The following is a 20,498-nucleotide window of genomic DNA, read 5'->3' as shown; positions in this document are numbered from 1 at the left end:
CCAAACCCGCGACATTACTGGCTCATGCCAAAAGCACTATTTATCAACTTGTTAATGTGAAAAAACAATCTGGATAAGCTACAAACCGCCGCCCATACTGAATGGCCCAGGTAAACAAAGCAATATGGATGTGAGGGTAAACCTATGCGCCACGCAACCAATCATTGGCCTCAAGACCCGGCTCGATTAGCCATTAAAACTCGAGTCAAGAAAGATATTGCTTCATTAAAACGAAAAATTCTGTTGCTGGAAAGTGAGCCCCGCCGCAATACTCAGCTACTCGCCGCTTACCGGCTTATGCTCGAGACCCGAACCGAAGTGCTGGAGTGCCTAAATCAGCGAGAGAAGCACGCATCAGTCATCAATTGAATGATTCATGTCCTGCGCCGGGGTTTCTGAGGCAGCGCGACCAATGACTTTAGCAGGCACACCCACTGCCGTTGAGTGCGCAGGCACAGGTTCTAATACCACACTACCTGCACCAATTTTGGCGCAATCACCAATGGTGATATTGCCCAATATTTTCGCTCCGGCACTGATCAGAACACCACGCCCCACTTTCGGGTGACGATCCCCTTTCTCATTGCCGCTACCACCAAGACTGACGGCATGCAGCATTGAAACTTCATCGCCCACCACGGCCGTTTCACCAATAACCACCCCTGTTGCATGGTCAATCATAATGCCGCAGCCGATGCGAGCCGCCGGATGAATATCCACCCCAAAGGTTTGTGAAATACGGTTTTGTAAGTAAAGCGCCAGGCAACGCCGCTCCTGCTTCCACAGCCAATGAGCAAAGCGGTAAGACTGCAATGCCTGAAAGCCTTTAAAGTACAGCAATGGCATCAGGTATTGATTACAGGCGGGATCGCGCTCGCAATAAGCTTCTATGTCGCGGCATAACGACAACTCAATCGAAGCATCCGATGCCATGGCCTGAGAAAAAACTTCACGCAGCGACATTGCCGGTAAGGCTTGAGAGTCGAGCAAGCTCGCCAGATGGTAACTGACGGTGTCAGCCAAACGCTGATGATTGAGGATGCTGGCGTGATAAAAACTTGCCAGAGCTGGTTCTCGTTCGGCAAGCTCCTGCGCCTCTAGGCGTATTCCCTGCCAAATAAATTCTGGTTGCTGCGCTGGTTGAGACAAAACAAACCTCTGAACAAACGATAGACGTTCATAATCTCATAATTTGTGCTGCAATTCATGCATACGGGAGATCAGCGTAGCGCCCTCAGCCAGGAGTTGCTCGCGCGTGTGTTTATCCGTTTGCTCGGGACAATAACCGTAGAGTTTCATACCCGCCAGACGCGCAGCTCGAGCGCCACTGGGAGAGTCCTCAATGACCACACACTCAGAAGGTGCGACGCCCATGGTTTTTGCAGCCAGTAAAAACAAATCTGGAGCAGGCTTGCCCTCAGCGACATCCGTCGCGCTGAATCGATACTGAGGGAAATATTTTGCCAACCCCGCCTGCCCTAACGAAAGCTGCATTTTTTCATGCTTTCCATTGGAGGCCACGCAAAAAGGAATGTGTGCGTTTTGCAGATACTGCAACAACGACTCCACCTCTGGGATAGGCGCTACGCCGTTTTCAAAAGCACGCAGTGTTTCAATTTGCACTTTCGACCAGAAATCGACCGCAAAGTCTTCACGCTCAACCTCAGGCCAACTGCAATAGGGCTCAATATCAGCAATTAAAGCGGCTACCTGTTGCACACACACTGAAATAGACTTGCCTCGAAACAGAGCGAACACTTCTTTGACGCTCACATGAACGCCTAAGGGCGCCAAACAGTCACATAACACCTGCGCACCAATAGTTTCGGTTTCCACCAGCACGCCATCGCAATCAAAGATAACCAACATATAATCTTTCACCTTAGGGGCGAATCCATCGCCGTACTCGCCGGATAAATACAGGTTCAAATATCAATAGCGAAACTATTATGACCGAGTGCATCCCAGCGGTAAGGAGAAAAAAGTGTGGAATTGTAAAGTTCAATACACCTAAAAAAACAATGGCAGAAATAGAGCCCGCCACCATAAATAAGGCGTTAACAACGTTGTTGGCACCAATAATTTGTGCACGGCATTCGTTGGGGGATTCTCGCTGCATCAATGCCTGCAGAGGTACTGAGTAAAGCCCACCCGCAACCCCCAACAGCAATACATCAATAAGAATTCGCCAAAACCCGGGCAATGTTAATAAATCAGAAAGCGCGTACAAGCTTTCATCTAACGGGGGATGATTGACGGCAAAAGACTGCCCCGCAAGCGCCAGCTCAACACCAAACACCAGCACCATCAACCCACCGAGAGGCACTATCGCAGGCTCAACTTGCCCTCGACTTAAACGATTACAAAGCAAGGCCCCAGAGCAAACCCCCAAAAGAAAAGCCACAAGCAAGCAGCTCACCACACTCCCTTCACCATTGATCAGCTCACGACTGAAATTGGGCAGCTGAGTTAAATACACCGACCCTAAAAACCAGTACCACGAGAAAGCCAATACGCTCACCAGGACCAGCCGATTACGACGAACATAAGAAAAGCTACGTACGATCTGGCGCAGTGGGTTAACAACATACCCGGGGGCATTGGGTGCCGGTGGTGCGGGCGCAATACGCCTACTGATACGCCAACCCAAAAAGGCAATCAACAATGCAGTGCAGGCCACCAGATAAGCGCCAAAAGAAAACTGCATCGCTACCGTACCCGCAATCAGACCACAAAATACCGCCAACGAGGTCCCAGCGTGGAGCACGCCATTGGCACCGGTAAGCTCAGCTGGGGTCACGTGTTGCGGAAAAATTGCGTACTTTACGGGACTAAAACAAGCCGACTGTATACCCGTACCCAGCACCACCAACAGAAGTAACGCCGGACTTTGCACCCAGAAAGCAAACACCCCCAGCAACATAACACCTATTTCCGCCAGCTTGAGTGCACGAGCCATGGCGGCCTTGTCGAGCCTATCGGCAAATTGACCGGCCACTGGCGCAAATAGCAAAAACGGAATAATCAGCGCGGCGGCAACCAGGTTATTTAACACATCTACACCCTGCCCCCATAAGGTGACACCACTGTAAGTAAACAACATCATGAGCGCGCTTTTATAAAAATTATCGTTAAAAGCACCGCCAAACTGGGTCCAGAACAAAGGATAAAAACGAAGGTCCCGCAATAATTTAAACTGCGTTATAGCGTTATTATTTTTCACTGCATGACTCCAACTGCACGAAGCGTCGGTAAATATCGTCCAAGTGACGCATAACAACAGGTTTTAACGCCAAGTCGGCACATTGCAGGCAATCTCCTAGCAGGTCGCGCGTTAACACCTTTTCGTAAGCTCGCGCTAAAGGTGCATAACTCAAGTGCCAAGGCTCAGGGGCAATAGCGCCTAAATCCCGTGCATAAGGCCGATAAAATTCGCTGTGAGGTAAGTGCTCATCCAACAGCCTGTGCAGTGCGCCAAACACCCCACCCTCTTCACATTCAGCCATTGTCAGTTGGACTTGATAACCAGCTGGCATCGCCATTGGGTCAAAAACATCCATATCACTGCCCCAGTGATGGCGGGACGCGCCGGGTAAAGCGGAAAACCGTAAAATAGCGAATAACTGCTCTCGCACACTTAGGCACTTTAAATCCACCGCACAGCCACGATCGTCCAATACCTTGCGCTCACCTCGAGCCTTGGCATTGAAAATAGCCAGCTGCCGCTCAAAACTGCGATAACCACTAGCGATCCCTAAGCCGCTACCAGATTGGCCACAGATCGATGTCAGCGACTGCAACGCCGGCAGCGCGGTTGGATGAATTTTGCAATTACCCTCCACAACCACCAGATGGCGATCATCCAGCCCAAGGGCTTGCTCTTCGGTCACCGATAATTCACTGGGCATATTGCTCCATCCCGCCAATAGATTCAGATGTGCACTGGTGCAAACTTTAACACCTCCGAATTACGAAACCCTGCTAAGTATTTGCAGTTGCAAGTTAAGGCTGTAATATAACCCGAGGCTATAAATGGATGCTAACAGTGGCATTGCGAAAATAACAAATCCGCTATCACAGGAGTCTTAGGGCATGGGGACCGAGCAAAGCGAATTGCTGCAGCTAAAAAATTTAGGCATGGCTTCCGTCAACATTTTACGCGCGATTGGCGTCAATACGCACAGCGACTTACAAGAGCTGGGGGCGGTAGGAGCCTACCTTCGCATTAAAGACCGAGACATAAACGTATCAAAAGTAATGCTGTATGCGTTACAGGGTGCCTTGATGGATGTGCACTGGAACGATTTAGCCCCAGAACTGAAATCCCAATTGGTAGCCGAGGCAGATAAATTAGCCGTTGAAAACGCCTGACTTATATAGTGCTGGCCAAATGCATTCGCTATAGTAGGCCTCCAAACGCAACACCATAGACACACTCAGAGAATTACCAGCATGCATTTAGCAGCGCATGAATCCGACAGTTTGACAGAGCTTGGGTTAAAAATAACGAGCATTGCACAAAGTCTCCATGACGGCTTAAAGCTTGACGCTACGACAGTCTTTAAACAAGCCAGCACGGACCTTTTCGCCAATACCCCAACATCGCAACTGTACCTTGTTCGCTCGGGTCAGATTTATTTCAGCATTGAAAACAAGCCGACGTTAATATTCAGCCGCGGCGATATTATCGGCCTCACGCGTATGCTCAGCCTACCTGGCGGTACTTACCACTGTGATGAGACCGTAGAGTTACAGCCTTGTGACCGCGATACACTGATACACCACGTCTGCAGCGACGAAAGCCTGCAAAAGCTATGGAGTTATTTTCTTGTCGCCCAGCTAAGCTGGCTGCAACAAGCGCTCGCACAGGAAATACGCAAGGAGTTTCAGCCAAACGCAGGCTTTTTACGCTACAGTGCCGGTGACACCATTATTCAGCAAGGCGACGATGCGGACCTGGTTTACACGCTTTTGGAAGGCAGTGCCCAGGCAGTATGCGATGGTGTTATTGTCGGCGACATTCTTCGCGATGAAATCTTCGGCGCCTTAGCCGTTTTTACCGGGCAAAAACGAATCGCCAGTGTGACAGCCAAAACCGACTGTACAGTGCTGACGGTTAAGAAAGAGGAATTTATTCAGCTGGTCGAGCATCAACCTCATATCTGTATTGGGCTTATCGAAGAAATGGCTCAAAAAATCAAATCCCTCAACAACCAACTCTCTGTGACCGACAGCCCATAACCTGCCAAAGCAGTACAAGTTTAAAAAAATAAGCAACTCAACAGTTGACAACGGTAATGATAATAATTATCGTTAAGTTACTGGCTTGATTCGCTAAGGCGAGTCACCGGTGGTCGGTCAATTTTCCTGCAAGTCAATTGCCTGATCTTCTCCTCCGGTTTTACCCCACAAGGGTGAAACCAAAGGCACCTCGGTGCCTTGGCTAATCACGGTTGCTTGGGCCGCCTATGGGCGGCCATTTTTCTTTTTACGGCTATTGAAAAATCTCCTACTGACGGCATATATCTGTCGATATCACTGCATCCCTCTGAGGAGTATTAACCGTGTTGCGAATTGGCCTTTTTCTTTTAACCAACCTGGGCGTTTTGGTTCTGGCAAGCGTTACCCTGAATCTGCTCGGGGTAAACCAAATTCTGGACGAGTCAGGCACCGGGCTGAATTTAACCAGTCTGCTGATTTTCTGTGCCGTGTTTGGTTTTTCTGGCGCGTTTATCTCGCTTTTTCTCTCTAAGTTTATTGCCAAGAAAACCACGGGCACTCAACTTATTACCAGCCCGCAAACACCGGACGAGCGCTGGCTGGTTGAAACCGTAAAAGACCTGTCGCAAAAAGCCGGAATCGGTATGCCCGAGGTCGGTATATTTCCTGCGAATCAAGCCAACGCCTTCGCCACAGGCTGGAATAAAAATAACGCGCTGGTGGCGGTCAGTGCCGGTTTGCTACAACGCTTTGATCGTGAGGAAGCCCGCGCGGTGATGGCGCACGAAATTGGCCATGTTGCGAACGGCGATATGGTAACCCTGACGCTGATTCAGGGAGTGGTAAACACCTTTGTTATGTTCTTGGCTCGCATTATTGGCCATACCGTTGACAGGGTCGTTTTTAAAACCGAGCGCGGCCTGGGCATGGGCTACTACATTGTCACCATCGTGGCCGAAATCATTTTGGGGTTTCTCGCCACCATGATTGTTATGTCGTTCTCCCGCTACCGCGAATACCGCGCAGACGCCGCAGGTGCACACTTGGCCAGCCGCGAGGGCATGATTCGCGCCCTGCAACGGTTACAAGCCGAAACCCAAGCAGGCGCCCCCAGCCCCATGCCCAAAAGTATGCAGGCCTTCGGCATATCCAGTGGCTTTCAGCAATCGCTGGGAAAACTGTTCGCCAGCCATCCCCCGCTTACTGATCGAATTGAAACGTTACGCAAAGGCTTATGAGGTTAAATTTCAATACCCTCTTTACCTGGCTCTGTCTACTGCTGTGCGTTTCGCAGGCGCAGGCAGAGCCGCCCGCGTTCGCCACTGACGACGAGCGCAACACCATTGAAGTTTTTGAGTTTGCCAGTCCCGCGGTGGTGTACGTCAATCGACTCCAGGTGGTGCGCGACCGGCGCTCTTTCGACTTGCTGTCCATTCCCAGTGGCGCAGGCACCGGATTTATCTGGAGCGAAGATGGCTATGTAGTGACCAATTACCACGTAGTAGAAGGGGCACAGCAGGTTCAGATCACTCTGCCCGATCAGTCCAGCTGGCCCGCCGAAGTGGTCGGCCTGGCGCCGGATAAAGACTTGGCCGTGTTAAAAATTGACGCCCCGAAAGACAAGCTGCACGCCCTGCCCCGTGGCGATTCTGACCAGTTGGCGGTGGGCCGAAAAGTGCTGGCCATTGGCAACCCTTTTGGTTTGGATGCGACCCTGACAACAGGTGTGGTCAGCGCATTGGGCCGGGAAATTGAAGCGCCCAATCAGCGCAAAATTCGCAACGTTATTCAAACGGATGCAGCCATTAACCCCGGAAACTCTGGCGGGCCTTTGCTTAATTCGGCAGGCGAGCTTATCGGGGTAAACACCATGATTTACAGCCCCAGCGGCGCCAGCGCGGGCATTGGCTTTGCCATTCCCGTCAATATTGTAAAAGAGATTGTGCCGCAACTGATTGAATACGGCCGATTGATACGCCCGGTATTTGGGGTGGAATTTGCGCCCGCTTACTGGGCTCAGCGGGCGGGCGTCGATGGCGTGCCTTTGTTACACGTAGCGCCAGGGTTACCTGCGGCCAAAGCCGGGTTGATTGGTGCGCGGCGCGGGGCCTGGGGCCGAGTGGAACTTGGAGATATTATTATCGGCTTAGATAACACCCCCACCCGCAATCATGATGATTTTCTCACCCTGCTAGAGCAGCACAAACCCGGTGACACCCTATCTGTGCAGTTTGTGCGTAACGGCAAGATCCGACGCACCACGGTGACCTTAGCCGAACCCCAATTATGAGCGAGATGACAAGTCTATGCGCCAGTAAAGAGGTAGCTGAGGGGCGCAGTCGAGGCTATAAACTGACGCGTGAAAGCACCGACTTATCCCTACTGCTGGTTCGCAAGGGCGGTCAAATTTATGCCTATCGCAATCGTTGCCCGCATATTTCAATTCCTCTGGAATGGGTTGAGCATGAGTTTCTCACCCACGACGGCAGCCTCATACAATGCGCTAACCACGGCGCACTGTTTGTCATTGAAACCGGACAGTGTGTCAGCGGCCCCTGCCCCGGACAATCGTTAGAGAGATTACCCGTTATAGAATCAGGCGGCATGATTTACTTACAAAGCTGACGCTATAAACGAACCGGCATTGGTTCCGCTAAGCGAATCAGACTGTTAGTCGGGTCAATAAGGGCTTTATAAGCCAGTATCTCTACGCCTGCAGCGACGGCTTCACGTAGAGTTTTCCCATACAAGGGGTCAATATCGTCCGCCGGAGCTACGGTTTCAATGCCCGTATGCTGCACACAAAACAGCAACATGGCGCGGTGCCCCTGCTGGACCATACTCATCAATTCCCGCAGATGCTTTGTACCTCGGCTGCTTACCGCATCCGGAAACAGGCCTTGGCCGGCCTCTTCCATTAACGTAACGTTTTTGACCTCGATGTAGCAGTCTGGGCCGCCACCGGTGAGTAAAAAATCGATGCGGGAGTTTTCGGCACCGTATTTGACTTCGGCTCGCAAAGCCTCATAACCAGCTAAAGGTTGTATGACCCCGGTTTCCAGCGCTTCGCGAACAAGGTGATTCGCGCGGCCTGTGTTGATACCAGCCAAATGACCGATTGGCGTCGTGGCCACCTCCCAAGTGTGCGGATACTTGCGGGTTTTACTATCAGAATAGGAATACCAGCAGGGTGATCCCTCGCTGATGCAATGACGCATCGACCCCGTGTTGGGGCAATGAATGGTAATTTGCTCGCCAGTTGCGGTGATTACGTCCGCCAAAAAACGTTTATAGCGCCGAACCAATGTGCCCTGCTGCCACTGATGCTTAGCCGTCACTGCATGCCTCCGCCCAAAAACGAGGCATTATAACCAGCAGGACGGATAACGGGCATAAAAGTGCAAAAAACACTGGAACGGTAGTTGCGAATCTGGTAGCTTCGCTTTCCTTCCGTTTTAGCACCCCCGCTGGCGGTAAGGGAAGATTGGCGAAGCGTCGTGATGACGCGACAGTAACCATAAGCTGGCAGGCAAAAGCCTGGCAGGTTCTTCAGGAGATGAGAGGCGTAACCTATGCCCAACAGTTCAGCTCAAGCCGAAAGCTATACGCTGCGCACCTTTGCACCCTACAAAGAAAAGAAGGGTGAAGAGTACATGAATGAGAAACAGCTGGAGCACTTTCAACAGCTGTTGCTGGCCTGGCGTAGAGAGTTGATGGAAGAAGTCGACCGCACCATGAGCCACATGAAAGACGAAGCAGCCAACTTTCCCGATCCGGCCGATCGCGCCAGTCAGGAAGAAGAGTTCAGCCTGGAACTTCGCACCCGTGATCGTGAACGCAAGTTAATTCGGAAAATCGACAGCACACTGGAGCTGATCGAAAACGAAGACTACGGCTTTTGCGACGCTTGCGGCGTTGAAATAGGCATTCGTCGCCTGGAAGCGCGTCCAACCGCCACTTTGTGCGTTGACTGCAAAACCCTGGCTGAAATCAAAGAAAAACAAGTGGGCGGTTAAACGCCCGGTTAAGCCGGCCGGGTAAAACCGGCCGATATCACCTTGGCACTCACCCACACTTCATACACTGGTCGTTTTGCCCCCTCACCTTCCGGCCCTTTACACGCTGGATCGCTGGCGGCCGCATTGGCAAGCTACCTGGATGCACGTCATCATCGGGGCCGCTGGCTCGTTCGCATTGACGACATAGACCCTCCACGAGAGCAGCCAGGTGCCGCTGACCACATCCTGACTACGCTTGAAGCGCACGGCTTACACTGGGACGGCGAAGTTCTGTGGCAAAGCCAGCGCACTGCGGCCTACCTAGAGCTGTTATCCAGACTGGAACAGAGCGACCTAACCTACCCTTGCGATTGCACCCGGCAAGATGTGAAAGCCATGGGCGGGGTTTATAACGGCCACTGCCGAAATACTCGCCCAACCAACAAGGGTCAAACGGCCTGGAGACTGAAACTTTACGGGCTGCCTGAGCCTGTTTCACACCTACCCCACTTGTTACATTTTTCAGACCTATTTGCCGGACCACAGGAGCAAAACCTTGCTCAAGAGGTGGGCGATGCGATCGTGGTGCGTAAAGACGGGCTTTTCGGTTATCAACTGGCTGTTGTTGCCGACGACATCTATCAAGGGGTCACTCATGTGGTGCGTGGCAATGACTTGCTTCCTGTGACCGCACGCCAGATTCGATTCTTTGAGTTACTGCAGCAAAAGCCCCCCCTATACGGCCACATACCCACGGTTTGTGGTGCCGATGGGCGCAAGCTAAGCAAACAGAACCAGGCACCGGCATTAGACAACCGCAAAGCCAATGCAAACCTCTGGCAAGCACTGGTGCATCTAAGGCAAAATCCCCCCCTTGAACTTGCGCACAGCGATTGCGCCAGCCTGTTACACTGGGCCACTCATCACTGGCGGCGCGATGCTTTGGCCGGTGCCCCCTTGACTACAAGCATGGACAATACATGAACAATCAGCGCCTGGTGATCTTGCTGTTGCTGATCGCCTATATATTTTCACCGACGCTGTTCACCTGGATCGTCAACCCCGAGGGCGCTTGGTACCGGCCTTACATTATGTGGGTATTGGTTATTGGTATCGCCTACGCAGTACAAGCCCGAAAGAAACCCTCATGACCTTTGAACTTACCCATGTTGCCCTGATAGGCCTTGGCTATCTGCTGCTAATTTTCGGTATTGCCACCATTACCGAACGCGACTGGCTGCCCCGGAGCATTACCGAACACCCTGTTACCTATATTTTATCCTTGGGTATTTTCGCCAGCGCCTGGGCTTTTTACGGCGTTATCGACCTCGCCTTCCAGTTTGGTTACGGTGCCCTCGCCTATTACCTCGGTACAGGTGCCCTGTTTCTATTTGCGCCTGTCGCTCTAGGCCCCATCACTGAGCTGGCTCGACGCCACCAAGTGCATTCACTGGCTGATTTACTGGTTTTTCGCTATCACAGCCACGGCATAGGGGCGCTGACCAGTTTGTGTATGCTGCTGGGGATTTTACCGTTGATGGCCCTGCAGATTCAGGCTATTGCTGACACCATGCACATTCTTACAGTCAGCCGCGATCCCGCCATTCCGTTAGTGGGCACAGGCTTAACATTCAAAGATTTAATGGCGCTCACCTACTGCGGTATTTTGGCATTATTTACCGTTCTATTCGGCTCTAACCGCGAACGCCATCGCGGCCTCATAACCGCCATGGCGTTTGAATCGCTGCTTAAAGTATTTGCCTTGTGCGCCATTGGTTTATTAGCCGTGTACGGCGTCTTCGATGGCTTCAGCGGCCTGGATGAATGGCTAGAGCGAAATCCTGAAAACCTTGCCCTGCTGCACTCGCCTATTCGCGATGGTGCCTCGCACACCTTGCTGCTCGTCTTTGTGGCCACCGCTGTCACCATGCCGCACATATTTCACATGGGCGTTGCCGAAAACCCTATTTTGCGAAATACCCGCACCGTCACCTGGGCGTTCCCTCTGTTTTTGCTGTTTCTGGCCCTGCCAATTTTTCCAATCTTGTGGGCGGGCTTCGAACTGTCCGTTCCTTTGCCTGCACAATACTTCACTCTCGGAGTGCCTATTCTGGCAGAGTCCCCGAGCCTGACCATTCTCGCCTTTATTGGTGGTTTATCAGCCTCAACCGGTGCCATGGTGGTGATCACCCTGGCTCTTTCCACAATGGTAATGAATCACTGGCTGCTACCGTTTTTGCGCCTGCGTCGCCGCCAGGATATTTACTCGCAGCTGGTCTGGTTGCGCCGTATTGTAATCGCAGCCTTGTTTTTAGGCGGCTATCTCTTTTACTGGATGCTGGACAATCGTCAGAGCCTATTCCATCTGGCGCTGGTCGCTTTTATTGAAACCCTGCAATTTGTACCCGGTATTTTTGCCATCGTTTTCTGGACCCGAGGCAACCGCCGGGGCGTGATTGCGGGCTTAACCGTGGGTACATTGGTGTGGTTTATTGGCCTGCTCATTCCTATGTTAACTGGCCTGGAACACATAAATGTGCCTTTCGGGGATGGCTCATTGAGCGTAGGCATTAGCCACTGGAGCGAAATTACCGTCATTTCGCTCGGCCTTAACACGCTTATATTTATCGGTGTTTCCCTACTTACCCGCCAGACCGAAGAAGAAGCCTACAGTGCCGAACTGTGCGCTGCAGATGAACTGTCCCACCCTGTGCGTCAGGCACTGGACGTACACTCTGCAGCCGAATTTAAAACCCGTCTGGCCAAACCTTTGGGGAAAGTCACCGCCAGCCGAGAGGTAGATTTAGCTCTGCGGCAGCTAGGACTGGGAATTTCCGAGCGCCGCCCCTACGCATTGCGCCGCCTACGCGACCAACTTGAAGCAAACCTATCGGGCCTGATGGGGATACACGTAGCGGGCGAGATTATGGACAATCACCTTCCCTATAAACTGGCTGAGGCCCGTGATACCGTCGACATTAACCTGATTGAAAACCGCCTCTCTCAATACCGAAGCCACTTGACCGGGCTTTCAGCGGAGCTTAACAATCTACGCCTGTATCATCGTAAAACTCTGCAAGAATTACCTATGGCGGTTTGCTCCCTGGGGCGGGACAAGGAAATTCTGATGTGGAACCGCGCCATGGCCAAGCTTACCGGCATTGAAGCGGATGATGTACTGGGGTCTCACCTAGACGATCTCGTACAACCCTGGTGCGATCTGCTGGTAAACTTCTCTGGCGGCGACGATGCTCATCTATACCGCCATGAAATCACACTCAACAAACGCCCCCACTGGATCAGCCTGCACAAAGCTGCCATTAAAGGCCCTGCCAATCATCGCCGAGGAAGCACTATAGGGCAGGACGATCAAGTCATATTGCTCGAAGATGTAACTGAAACTCAGCTGCTTGAACAAGAACTGATTCACTCTGAACGATTAGCCTCTGTGGGTCGTCTGGCCGCTGGCGTAGCTCATGAAATAGGCAACCCAATTACGGGGATTGCTTGCCTGTGCCAAAACCTGCGCTACGAATCTGACAACCCAGAAGTACTGGAAACCGCTGAGCAAATTCTCAGCCAGACCGACCGCGTCACCCGAATAGTGCAATCACTGGTTAGCTATTCCCATAGTGGGCACAACAAGAAAAGCGCTTTTGAAGCAGTTAGGTTAAGAGAATGCGCTCAAGAGGCCATCGCCCTTTTGTCGCTACAAAAAGATAAAAACCCGGTAACTTTTAGCAATGACATAGCTGAAAACGCCATCGTTGCTGGAGATCAGCAACAGATGATCCAGGTTTTTATTAATCTGCTGAGTAACGCCAGGGATGCCAGCGATCCCGAAGGTCGTGTTATGCTAGAGAGCTTTGAAGATGAGGACAACATCACCCTCACGGTTACCGATGAAGGGGAAGGCATAGACCCTGACTACTTAGACCAGATTCTCGAGCCATTTTTTACCACGAAAGATCCCGGCGAAGGTACTGGTCTTGGGCTTGCTATGGTGTACAGCATTGTCGACGATCACGGCGGCACACTGGATATTATCAGCCCCGCCAACCCATCGACTGAGCGCGGAGCGCAAATCGTTATCAAATTGCCGCGTCACCTGGACTCTGTGTTATCACACATCGCCACCGACGCCCCAGAGAAGGCCGATTGACGAGTTATGACGAAAATTCTGGTTGTTGAAGACGAAGCTATTATCCGTACCGCCCTGCGCAAACTGTTAGAGCGCAACAAATACGAAGTCAGCGAGGCACCTTCGGTACGAGAAGCCACCTCAAAATTTAACTTGACTGACTATCAACTAATCATCAGCGATTTACGCCTGCCGGGAGCCCCTGGCACAGACCTGATCAAGCTCGCCGGCGATGTACCTGTATTAATTATGACCAGCTACGCCAGCCTGCGCTCGGCGGTAGACTCTATGCGTATGGGGGCGGTGGACTACATCGCCAAACCTTTTGACCACGACGAAATGGTCAGCGCGGTAAAGCGTGTCATCGGCAAAGCGTCAATGAAGGGTAAAGCTCAGAGTGCCCCGAGCGACAGCAAAGTGACAGGCATGATCGGCTCATCGGATGTGATGCAAAAGCTTTACTCGCGCATCGCCAAGGTAGCCCCCACCGACGCTACAGTGCTAGTGCACGGTGAAACAGGTACGGGTAAAGAATTAGTCGCCCGCTCGCTGCACGAACAAAGCAAACGCCACAAAGAACTGATGATATCGGTCAACTGCGCCGCCATTCCCGAAACCCTGATCGAATCAGAACTATTCGGTCACGAGAAAGGCGCTTTTACCGGGGCTGCCAGCACTCGGGAGGGTTTGGTAGCGGCGGCCGATGGCGGCACACTGTTTTTAGATGAGATCGGTGAGCTGCCCCTAGAGGCACAAGCCCGTCTGCTGCGTGTACTGCAAGAAGGCGAAGTTAGACCGCTCGGCTCGGTGGAATCACGTAAAGTGGATGTACGCCTAGTAGCAGCCACTCACAGAGACCTCCGCGCCCTGGCTCGTGAAGGTAAATTCCGAGAAGACCTGTACTTTCGCATTAATGTAGTTCAGCTCGAGCTGCCACCTTTACGCGAGCGTGGCAAAGATATTTTAAATTTAGCCGAAAGCTTACTGGGCCGCTATTGCCACCAATTCAACAAACCCAACTTAAAGCTCTCACCCGAAGCTATTCAGGCCATCACCACTTACACCTGGCCCGGTAATGTACGCGAGCTTGAAAACGCCATGCAGCGTGCGGTCATTCTGTGTGAAGACGACCGTGAAATCGGCCACGAGCTATTGGCAATTGATCTGGACCTGGTTCTGCTTGACGACACCGTTGACGACAACCCTTATGCCCAAGCGGTGAGAGAGGCGGCCAACAATCAACCACGGCACATCGATCCCTCAGAAGACCTGTCACTTGAGGATTATTTCCAGCGGTTTGTTCTCGAGCATCAAGACACCATGAGCGAGACCGAGCTGGCAAAAAAACTCGGCGTCAGCCGCAAATGCCTGTGGGAACGTCGTCAGCGCTTTGGCATTCCCCGCCGTAAATCAACCAGCAAGTAACACAAACGTCAAACATTCCCTACCCCTAACCACCCGCGTGACGTCTTCGTCACTGCGGGTGTGCGGCACCTCTCGCTAAGTATCGAAGCCAATCACACTTTTTGAGCAAAATTCCACCAAAAGACATTTGATGCGCCAAAGCGTTACTGCGCGCACATATCCGTTACCCGTAGAAGTTGTTACCTCGCACACACGGACGTAACAAAAACCCTAAAAGTCTGTAACCGAGAGAAATAACAAAAAAGAATATAACGCCCAGCCAAAAAGTTAAGTCTTTGTTTTTTATGTTTTTTTCAGTTTTGGCACGGGCAGTGCTTTATAGCGCGTACATAACAACAACAAACAATAAGAAACACCAACACAATAACAACAACAAACAATAAGAAACTGAAGCTTTAATAACAACAATAAACAATTAGAAGACGCATAAGTTCAATAATAAGAACAACAAATAATAAAAAACGAAAACTGGATAAAAATAACAACAAACAATAAGAAACTGAAAAGTAAAACAACAACAAATAATAAGAACGACGTTTGAACAATAAAAATAAGACGATAATAAAAAGCGGAATGACTGACTAGGCACCGGAAAGGAACGCACGTAATTTGGACTGGGCACGGACGCAACGCCCTTGATTTTCAGGGTACTTTATTGTGCCGCCCACTCCAACGGGAAAGCGTAAGCTTTCCCGTTTTGCTTTCCGGCCCCGAAAAAGCCAACCCCGCAGGCTGCTCGCTGCAATTTACCGCAACTTTCACGCCAGTAAGCACCATGCTAAACTCTGCTCATACTTTATTTACGCTTGCCAGCGCAACCACACATTTTGTAGAACTCTCTATGCTAAAACGGCTGTTTAAACTGATCTCCCCTAAGGGCTCCAACTCCAATACCACGCAACAGCCGATTATCATCCCCCGCGATCAGCACAATGTATCGCGCAAACTCATCAGTCACGCCGCCATTAAGGTCATGAGACAACTTAATGACCACGGCTACGAGGCATACCTGGTAGGCGGCGGAGTCAGAGACCTGCTGCTTGGCGCTCACCCCAAAGACTTCGACGTTGCCACTAACGCCAAACCCGAACAAGTAAAAAGCCTTTTTCGTGGTGCCCGTATCATCGGCCGCCGTTTCAAAATTGTTCATGTACGTTTTGGCCGTGAAATCATTGAAGTGACCACCTTTCGGGGTCACCACGAGGCTGCCCGCAATGAACATGGCATGGTGCTGCGCGACAATGTGTACGGCAGCGTGCAATCAGACGCCGTGCGCCGCGATTTTACGGTTAATGCGCTTTACTACTCACTGGATGGTTTTGCCGTCCACGATTTCACCGGCGGTATCCACGATCTGGAAAAGCGCACTTTGCGCATTATTGGCGATGCCACAACTCGCTACCAGGAAGATCCGGTGCGCATGCTGCGTGCCGTGCGTTTTGCGGCCAAACTGGGTTTTACCATTGCCCCCCAAACCGAAGCGCCTATCCGTCCGCTCGCCGATTTACTGGCCAACATCCCGCCAGCACGGTTGTTTGAAGAAGTACTGAAGCTGTTTCTCGCAGGTTCAGCCACAGCAACGTTTCATCTTCTGCGCGAATACAATTTGTTCGGTCAGCTGTTTCCGGGCACCGAAGCGCAACTAGCCACTGGCGATCCGATTGCTATGGCGTTGGTTGAACAGTGCATGTGCAATACCGACAAACGCATACGGGCGGGTAAATCGATCACCCCTGCGTTTATTTACGCGGCGCTACTTTGGCCGGTACAGCAGGCCAAGTTAAAACAACTGCAAGGCTCCATGCCTCAGGGGCAGGCCTTTGCTGAGGCAGCCAGCCAGGCTGTAGGGCAGCAGTTGGCGCGCACCTCTATACCTAAGCGTTTTCTGATTCCCATGCGCGAAATCTGGGATATGCAACACCGTCTCACGCTGAGAAGCGGCGGACGCGCTTTTAAATTAGTAGAGCACCCACGCTTTCGCGCCGCTTACGATTTCACCCTGTTGCGCGAAGATGCCGGAGAAAAGCTCGGCGGTCTGGGGCAGTGGTGGACCAAATTTCAAAGTGCCGATGAAGCTGAACGTCAGACCATGGTTAAAAGCCTCAAATCTGGCGGAGGCAACAGCGGCCGTCGTCGCCGCGGCGGGCGTAAAAAAAACACACCTAAGCAGGGTTAAGCGTGAACAAAAGCGCGTTTTGCTATTTGGGTTTGGGCAGCAATCTGGACAATCCCCAGCAGCATATTCGTCAAACCATTATCGAGCTGGACCAGTTGCCGCACTCCCAGCTGATCAATGTCTCCGCGCTCTACAGATCCAAACCTGTAGGCCCGCAGGACCAAGATGACTTTGTGAACGCCGTCGCCTGCCTGCAAACCGAACTCCCCCCACTAGAACTGTTAGACGCCTTGCAAGCACTGGAACAGAAGCATCGAAGGGTCAGGGAACGCCACTGGGGGCCGCGCACTCTCGATTTAGATATTCTTCTTTATGGCGAGCAACAGATTCACAGCGAGCGACTGACAGTCCCCCATCCGTTTATGTGTGAGCGGGCTTTTGTTCTGGTACCACTGGCAGATATAGCCCCTGGGTTAACCCTGCCTGGAGGTCAAAACCTTAACGAACTGGCCGCGAATTGCGAGCGCAATGGCTTGGCGGTTATCCCTCATCACTAATAGAATAAGCCCCGGAGTTTAAAGGAGCGACAGCGTGGCTGAACTGTTCGAAAAATTACCGCTGGATCTCAGCAGCGTTGATATCCCCCGCTATATCGCTGTAGAGGGCCCCATTGGCGTCGGTAAAACAACCCTAAGCCGTAATCTGGCAAGCCTGTTTAATTACGACTTACTGCTCGAACAGCCTCAGGAAAACCCCTTTTTAGAGCGCTTTTATCAAAACCCAAAGTCCGTAGCCTTGCAAACCCAACTGTTTTTCTTGTTTCAGCGCGCCGGTCAAATTCAGCAACTGCGTCAGGATGACCTCTTTCGCCAGGCCCGCGTTGCCGACTTTATGATTGAGAAAGATCAGCTGTTCGCCCAAGTCACACTGGATGATGACGAACTGGCGATTTACCAACAGGTGTATGAAAAACTCACCCTGGACGCCCCAAGGCCAGATCTTGTTATTTACTTACAGGCCCCTCAGGATGTGCTCCAAGCGCGGGTAAAGCAGCGCGGTGTTGGCTACGAACAGTCCATCAGCGACGAGTACCTGCAGGTGCTTAACGAGGCCTATACCGAGTTCTTTCATTACTACGATGCCGCACCTTTGCTGATTGTGAATGCGCAAGATTTAAATCTGGCCGACAATCGCGAGCACTTTAAACAGCTGGTGGAATACATTGTCACCATCAAGAGCGGCCGCCACTATTACAACCCCACACCCGTGCTGTAAACGCAGCGGAGTCAAATCATGCCCTATGTACAAGCCGACAACACCGGCGGACTGGAAAAGAAAGTCACCGTCCACACCCTGAAAAAAATGCGCGGCAACGAGAAATTTGCCATGGTTTCGCTGTACGACGCCCCCATGGCCGCCATGGCGCAAAAGTGCTCGGTAGAGGCCGTATTGATTGGCGACTCGCTGGGTATGACCGTTCTTGGCTACGACAGCGTGATCCCCGTGACCATGGAACAGATGATTTACCACGTCGAGGCCGTGGCCCGTGGCAATGACAAATCGCTCATCATCAGCGACTTACCCTTTATGACCTACGCAACGCCTGAGCAGGCTCTGGTTAATGCCACCCGCATCATGCAAGCGGGCGCCCACATGGTAAAACTTGAAGGCAGTGCCTGGCTCGTCGAAACCGTGCGCATGCTCACCGAACGCGGCATACCGGTCTGCGCCCATATTGGGCTCACACCTCAGTCGGTACACAAATTCGGCGGTTTTAGAGTTCAAGGGCGTGAGCAGGAGCGTGCCGATACTCTGGTGGAAGACACAAAGCTGTTTTGCGAAGCCGGTGCCGACTTATTGCTGGTGGAATGCGTACCCGCCTGGTTAGGCACTGAAATCACCAAAGCGTCCACCATACCCGTGGTGGGCATTGGCGCTGGTAACGAGACGGACGCTCAGGTACTGGTCATTAATGACATTCTGGGCCTTACACCACAACCGCCTAAATTCTCAAAAAACTTTCTAGAAGAGACGGGCAATATCGCGGGTGCGCTGCAAAAATACCGCGACGATGTAAAAAGCGGCCAGTTTCCCAGCAGCGAGCATCAATTCACTTAAAGCCAGTTGCCTGCAGTGCTGGCCTACAGCGGGTGCCCTAAAAAGCGCGCTACGAATCCGGCGCTTTCGCAAGCTTAAGCAGCTGTCGGGCGGCGGGCGTTTTGGGGTAAACCTTTAACGTATAAGCGGCAAGAGCGCGCGCTTTGGCGGGTTTGCCTAACGGGCCCGCCAAGGCTTTGGCCAAGCGAGTATAAATTTCTGCCACCGCCTCATCCGGCTCTACCCGCTGATGTAAGTTGGCCATTACCGTTACCATCGAGCGAAAGCGACCCGCTTTTTCCTGTGCTTTCGCTAACGCACTGGCCGTAGGTAAATGGGCAACACGATACTGCGGATGCTTGGCCAGTGTTTGCTCCACCAGGTCTACGGCTTCTTTTTTGTTACCTGCCTCAAGTAATAAATTGGCCAGATAATCCGTGTGCTTAGCCAGAGCATCGGTATCGTCTGTGTGCAGTAAAATATCTTGATACCGACGGTGCAGGGTTACGTCATCCCGATAGATATCCAGCAATTCTCGCAGCGCCTGACGCGCCCGAGCATAATCACCGGATTTTTCCAACACTGTTATCGCACCAAGGCCTCGGGCTCGAACAAACGCGTCCTCTTCCAGGTGGGGCTCTTCATCGGCCAGCGGCGCGCCTAACTCATCACCATACTGGAACAAGGCATAGCCCATCAGCGCATGAATGACGATGGCAAAATAGCACCCCACTCCAACCGCCGCCGGTAAAAGCCAGGGCGCCGGAATGTGCGGATACAGAAAATACCCGACCAGTGACGGCCCCAAACTGATCAGCGCCGTTAACACCCACAGCGCCACATAAGGCCCCACTCCCATAGCCGCCATTACGCCTAAGATCGTTATAGGGTTAATGGCCTGCAACAGATTTTTCTCACTGGCCAGCACAATGGTACTGGCGGGATAGGCCGCCGCGATAAATATCGCCACTCCAACGGCAGCGTATGGGTGCAGCATCGCAGCTCCCACGATCGCCGCCGCAAAAATCACATACACCACCAGCGCCTGCAAAAATAGCCAATAGGGGTCCGGGCGAATAAAAATGAGCAGACCCGGTGGCCAGCGCCGCCCCCTGCCTCGTTCGGTAATCACCGAGAACAAATATTTGACCGACACCACCCCATAAACAAACGCAAACACCAGCGACGGTAAGCCACCCCCAAGCACATACATACCAACAACCCCTAGAGCTAACACGGCCAGGGCATAGGGGTGTAACGGGTAAATCAGTAAATAAGGCAACACCTGCCAGAAAGGCAACTGCAAACTGGGGTCGTTAGCGGGCGTCAGGGGAGAATGGCATAGCACACACACCGGCCCCGCCCTGCCCCACATAGGGTTATAGCCATCGGGAATACAGGCATCGCTGTAATGGGTGTCGCAACTGCTGCAAAACCAGGCGGATTTAGCACCGTTAACAAAATGACAGGATGGTCGCGCCATAATCCGTTACACGCAAAA

At 52.1% G+C, this 20,498-nt stretch carries 21 protein-coding genes; 15 read left to right on the top strand and 6 right to left on the bottom strand.

Translation table 11 applies throughout. From position 1 onward, the window contains the following. Positions 1–144: 144 nt before the first annotated feature. Complete coding sequence (locus D568_RS0104190; RefSeq protein ID WP_020208323.1) at positions 145–369, top strand: hypothetical protein; 225 nt, start codon at positions 145–147, stop codon at positions 367–369. On the opposite strand, the gene cysE is transcribed toward D568_RS0104190, so the two are convergent. Genes cysE through D568_RS0104170 form a run of 4 tightly spaced genes read right to left on the bottom strand, consistent with a single transcriptional unit; the run spans position 355 to position 3,908 of the window. Beyond that, entirely contained in the window at positions 355–1,149 is a 795-nt protein-coding gene (gene cysE, locus D568_RS0104185; RefSeq protein ID WP_020208322.1) for a serine O-acetyltransferase, read from the bottom strand. The two genes, D568_RS0104190 and cysE, sit on opposite strands and share 15 nt — an antisense overlap. Positions 1,150–1,185: 36 nt before the next feature. Then, positions 1,186–1,869, bottom strand: coding sequence for an HAD family hydrolase (locus tag D568_RS19220; RefSeq protein WP_020208321.1), 684 nt, complete (start codon positions 1,867–1,869; stop codon positions 1,186–1,188). A 13-nt stretch (positions 1,870–1,882) separates the two neighbouring features. Continuing rightward, positions 1,883–3,223 carry an MFS transporter gene (locus D568_RS0104175; protein ID WP_020208320.1) on the bottom strand — a complete coding sequence of 447 codons (1,341 nt, stop codon included), beginning with the start codon at positions 3,221–3,223 and terminating at the stop codon, positions 1,883–1,885. Next, a complete protein-coding gene (locus D568_RS0104170; protein ID WP_020208319.1) occupies positions 3,213–3,908 on the bottom strand; it encodes a M15 family metallopeptidase in 696 nt (231 codons plus the stop codon). Before D568_RS0104170 ends, D568_RS0104175 begins: the two co-directional genes overlap by 11 nt. Before the next feature lie 184 nt (positions 3,909–4,092). On the opposite strand from D568_RS0104170, the gene D568_RS0104165 reads away from it, so the two are divergent. The 5 genes from D568_RS0104165 (at position 4,093) to D568_RS0104140 (ending at position 7,845) form a co-directional block, all read left to right on the top strand. Then, the gene (locus D568_RS0104165) at positions 4,093–4,371 is read left to right on the top strand and encodes a TfoX/Sxy family protein (RefSeq protein WP_020208318.1); all 279 of its coding nucleotides are present in this window, start codon (positions 4,093–4,095) and stop codon (positions 4,369–4,371) included. Between the two features lie 81 nt (positions 4,372–4,452). After that, positions 4,453–5,241 carry a Crp/Fnr family transcriptional regulator gene (locus D568_RS0104160; RefSeq protein ID WP_020208317.1) on the top strand — a complete coding sequence of 263 codons (789 nt, stop codon included), beginning with the start codon at positions 4,453–4,455 and terminating at the stop codon, positions 5,239–5,241. 323 nt (positions 5,242–5,564) lie between these two features. Next, a complete protein-coding gene (htpX, locus tag D568_RS0104150) occupies positions 5,565–6,458 on the top strand; it encodes a protease HtpX (protein ID WP_020208315.1) in 894 nt (297 codons plus the stop codon). After that, the gene (locus D568_RS0104145; RefSeq protein ID WP_020208314.1) at positions 6,455–7,510 is read left to right on the top strand and encodes a S1C family serine protease; all 1,056 of its coding nucleotides are present in this window, start codon (positions 6,455–6,457) and stop codon (positions 7,508–7,510) included. The genes htpX and D568_RS0104145 overlap by 4 nt, the downstream gene beginning before the upstream one ends. Further along, positions 7,507–7,845 (top strand): Rieske (2Fe-2S) protein, encoded by a 339-nt coding sequence (locus D568_RS0104140; protein ID WP_020208313.1) that lies wholly within the window; start codon positions 7,507–7,509, stop codon positions 7,843–7,845. The genes D568_RS0104145 and D568_RS0104140 overlap by 4 nt, the downstream gene beginning before the upstream one ends. A 2-nt stretch (positions 7,846–7,847) precedes the next feature. Here D568_RS0104140 and sfsA read toward each other — a convergent pair whose 3' ends face one another. Beyond that, positions 7,848–8,558 (bottom strand): DNA/RNA nuclease SfsA, encoded by a 711-nt coding sequence (gene sfsA / locus D568_RS0104135; protein WP_020208312.1) that lies wholly within the window; start codon positions 8,556–8,558, stop codon positions 7,848–7,850. 234 nt (positions 8,559–8,792) lie between these two features. Between sfsA and dksA the strand changes: the two genes are divergently transcribed. The 9 genes from dksA (at position 8,793) to panB (ending at position 19,018) form a co-directional block, all read left to right on the top strand. After that, a complete protein-coding gene (gene dksA, locus D568_RS0104130; protein WP_020208311.1) occupies positions 8,793–9,236 on the top strand; it encodes an RNA polymerase-binding protein DksA in 444 nt (147 codons plus the stop codon). A gap of 42 nt (positions 9,237–9,278) precedes the next feature. Then, positions 9,279–10,202 carry a tRNA glutamyl-Q(34) synthetase GluQRS gene (gluQRS, locus tag D568_RS0104125; RefSeq protein WP_051083998.1) on the top strand — a complete coding sequence of 308 codons (924 nt, stop codon included), beginning with the start codon at positions 9,279–9,281 and terminating at the stop codon, positions 10,200–10,202. Continuing rightward, positions 10,199–10,369 (top strand): hypothetical protein, encoded by a 171-nt coding sequence (locus D568_RS21820; protein ID WP_020208309.1) that lies wholly within the window; start codon positions 10,199–10,201, stop codon positions 10,367–10,369. Before gluQRS ends, D568_RS21820 begins: the two co-directional genes overlap by 4 nt. After that, positions 10,366–13,380 carry an ATP-binding protein gene (locus tag D568_RS0104115; protein WP_020208308.1) on the top strand — a complete coding sequence of 1,005 codons (3,015 nt, stop codon included), beginning with the start codon at positions 10,366–10,368 and terminating at the stop codon, positions 13,378–13,380. The genes D568_RS21820 and D568_RS0104115 overlap by 4 nt, the downstream gene beginning before the upstream one ends. 6 nt (positions 13,381–13,386) lie before the next feature. Then, a complete protein-coding gene (locus D568_RS0104110) occupies positions 13,387–14,784 on the top strand; it encodes a sigma-54-dependent transcriptional regulator (protein ID WP_020208307.1) in 1,398 nt (465 codons plus the stop codon). 841 nt (positions 14,785–15,625) lie between these two features. Continuing rightward, the gene (gene pcnB / locus D568_RS0104105; RefSeq protein ID WP_040516306.1) at positions 15,626–16,960 is read left to right on the top strand and encodes a polynucleotide adenylyltransferase PcnB; all 1,335 of its coding nucleotides are present in this window, start codon (positions 15,626–15,628) and stop codon (positions 16,958–16,960) included. A 2-nt stretch (positions 16,961–16,962) separates the two neighbouring features. Continuing rightward, positions 16,963–17,457 carry a 2-amino-4-hydroxy-6-hydroxymethyldihydropteridine diphosphokinase gene (gene folK / locus D568_RS0104100; protein WP_020208305.1) on the top strand — a complete coding sequence of 165 codons (495 nt, stop codon included), beginning with the start codon at positions 16,963–16,965 and terminating at the stop codon, positions 17,455–17,457. A gap of 34 nt (positions 17,458–17,491) precedes the next feature. Then, positions 17,492–18,175: a deoxynucleoside kinase gene (locus D568_RS0104095; protein ID WP_020208304.1), complete on the top strand. Its 684-nt coding sequence runs from the start codon at positions 17,492–17,494 to the stop codon at positions 18,173–18,175. 18 nt (positions 18,176–18,193) lie between these two features. Further along, on the top strand, positions 18,194–19,018 hold the full coding sequence (gene panB / locus D568_RS0104090; protein WP_020208303.1) for a 3-methyl-2-oxobutanoate hydroxymethyltransferase: 825 nt from the start codon (positions 18,194–18,196) through the stop codon (positions 19,016–19,018). A 49-nt stretch (positions 19,019–19,067) separates the two neighbouring features. Here panB and D568_RS0104085 read toward each other — a convergent pair whose 3' ends face one another. Further along, positions 19,068–20,480, bottom strand: coding sequence for a tetratricopeptide repeat protein (locus tag D568_RS0104085; protein ID WP_020208302.1), 1,413 nt, complete (start codon positions 20,478–20,480; stop codon positions 19,068–19,070). Positions 20,481–20,498: the final 18 nt, after the last annotated feature.

Origin of the sequence: Gilvimarinus chinensis DSM 19667 (genome assembly GCF_000377745.1) — a bacterium.
GTDB lineage: Bacteria > Pseudomonadota > Gammaproteobacteria > Pseudomonadales > Cellvibrionaceae > Gilvimarinus > Gilvimarinus chinensis.
This window is presented reverse-complemented; position numbering and strand designations above follow the sequence as displayed.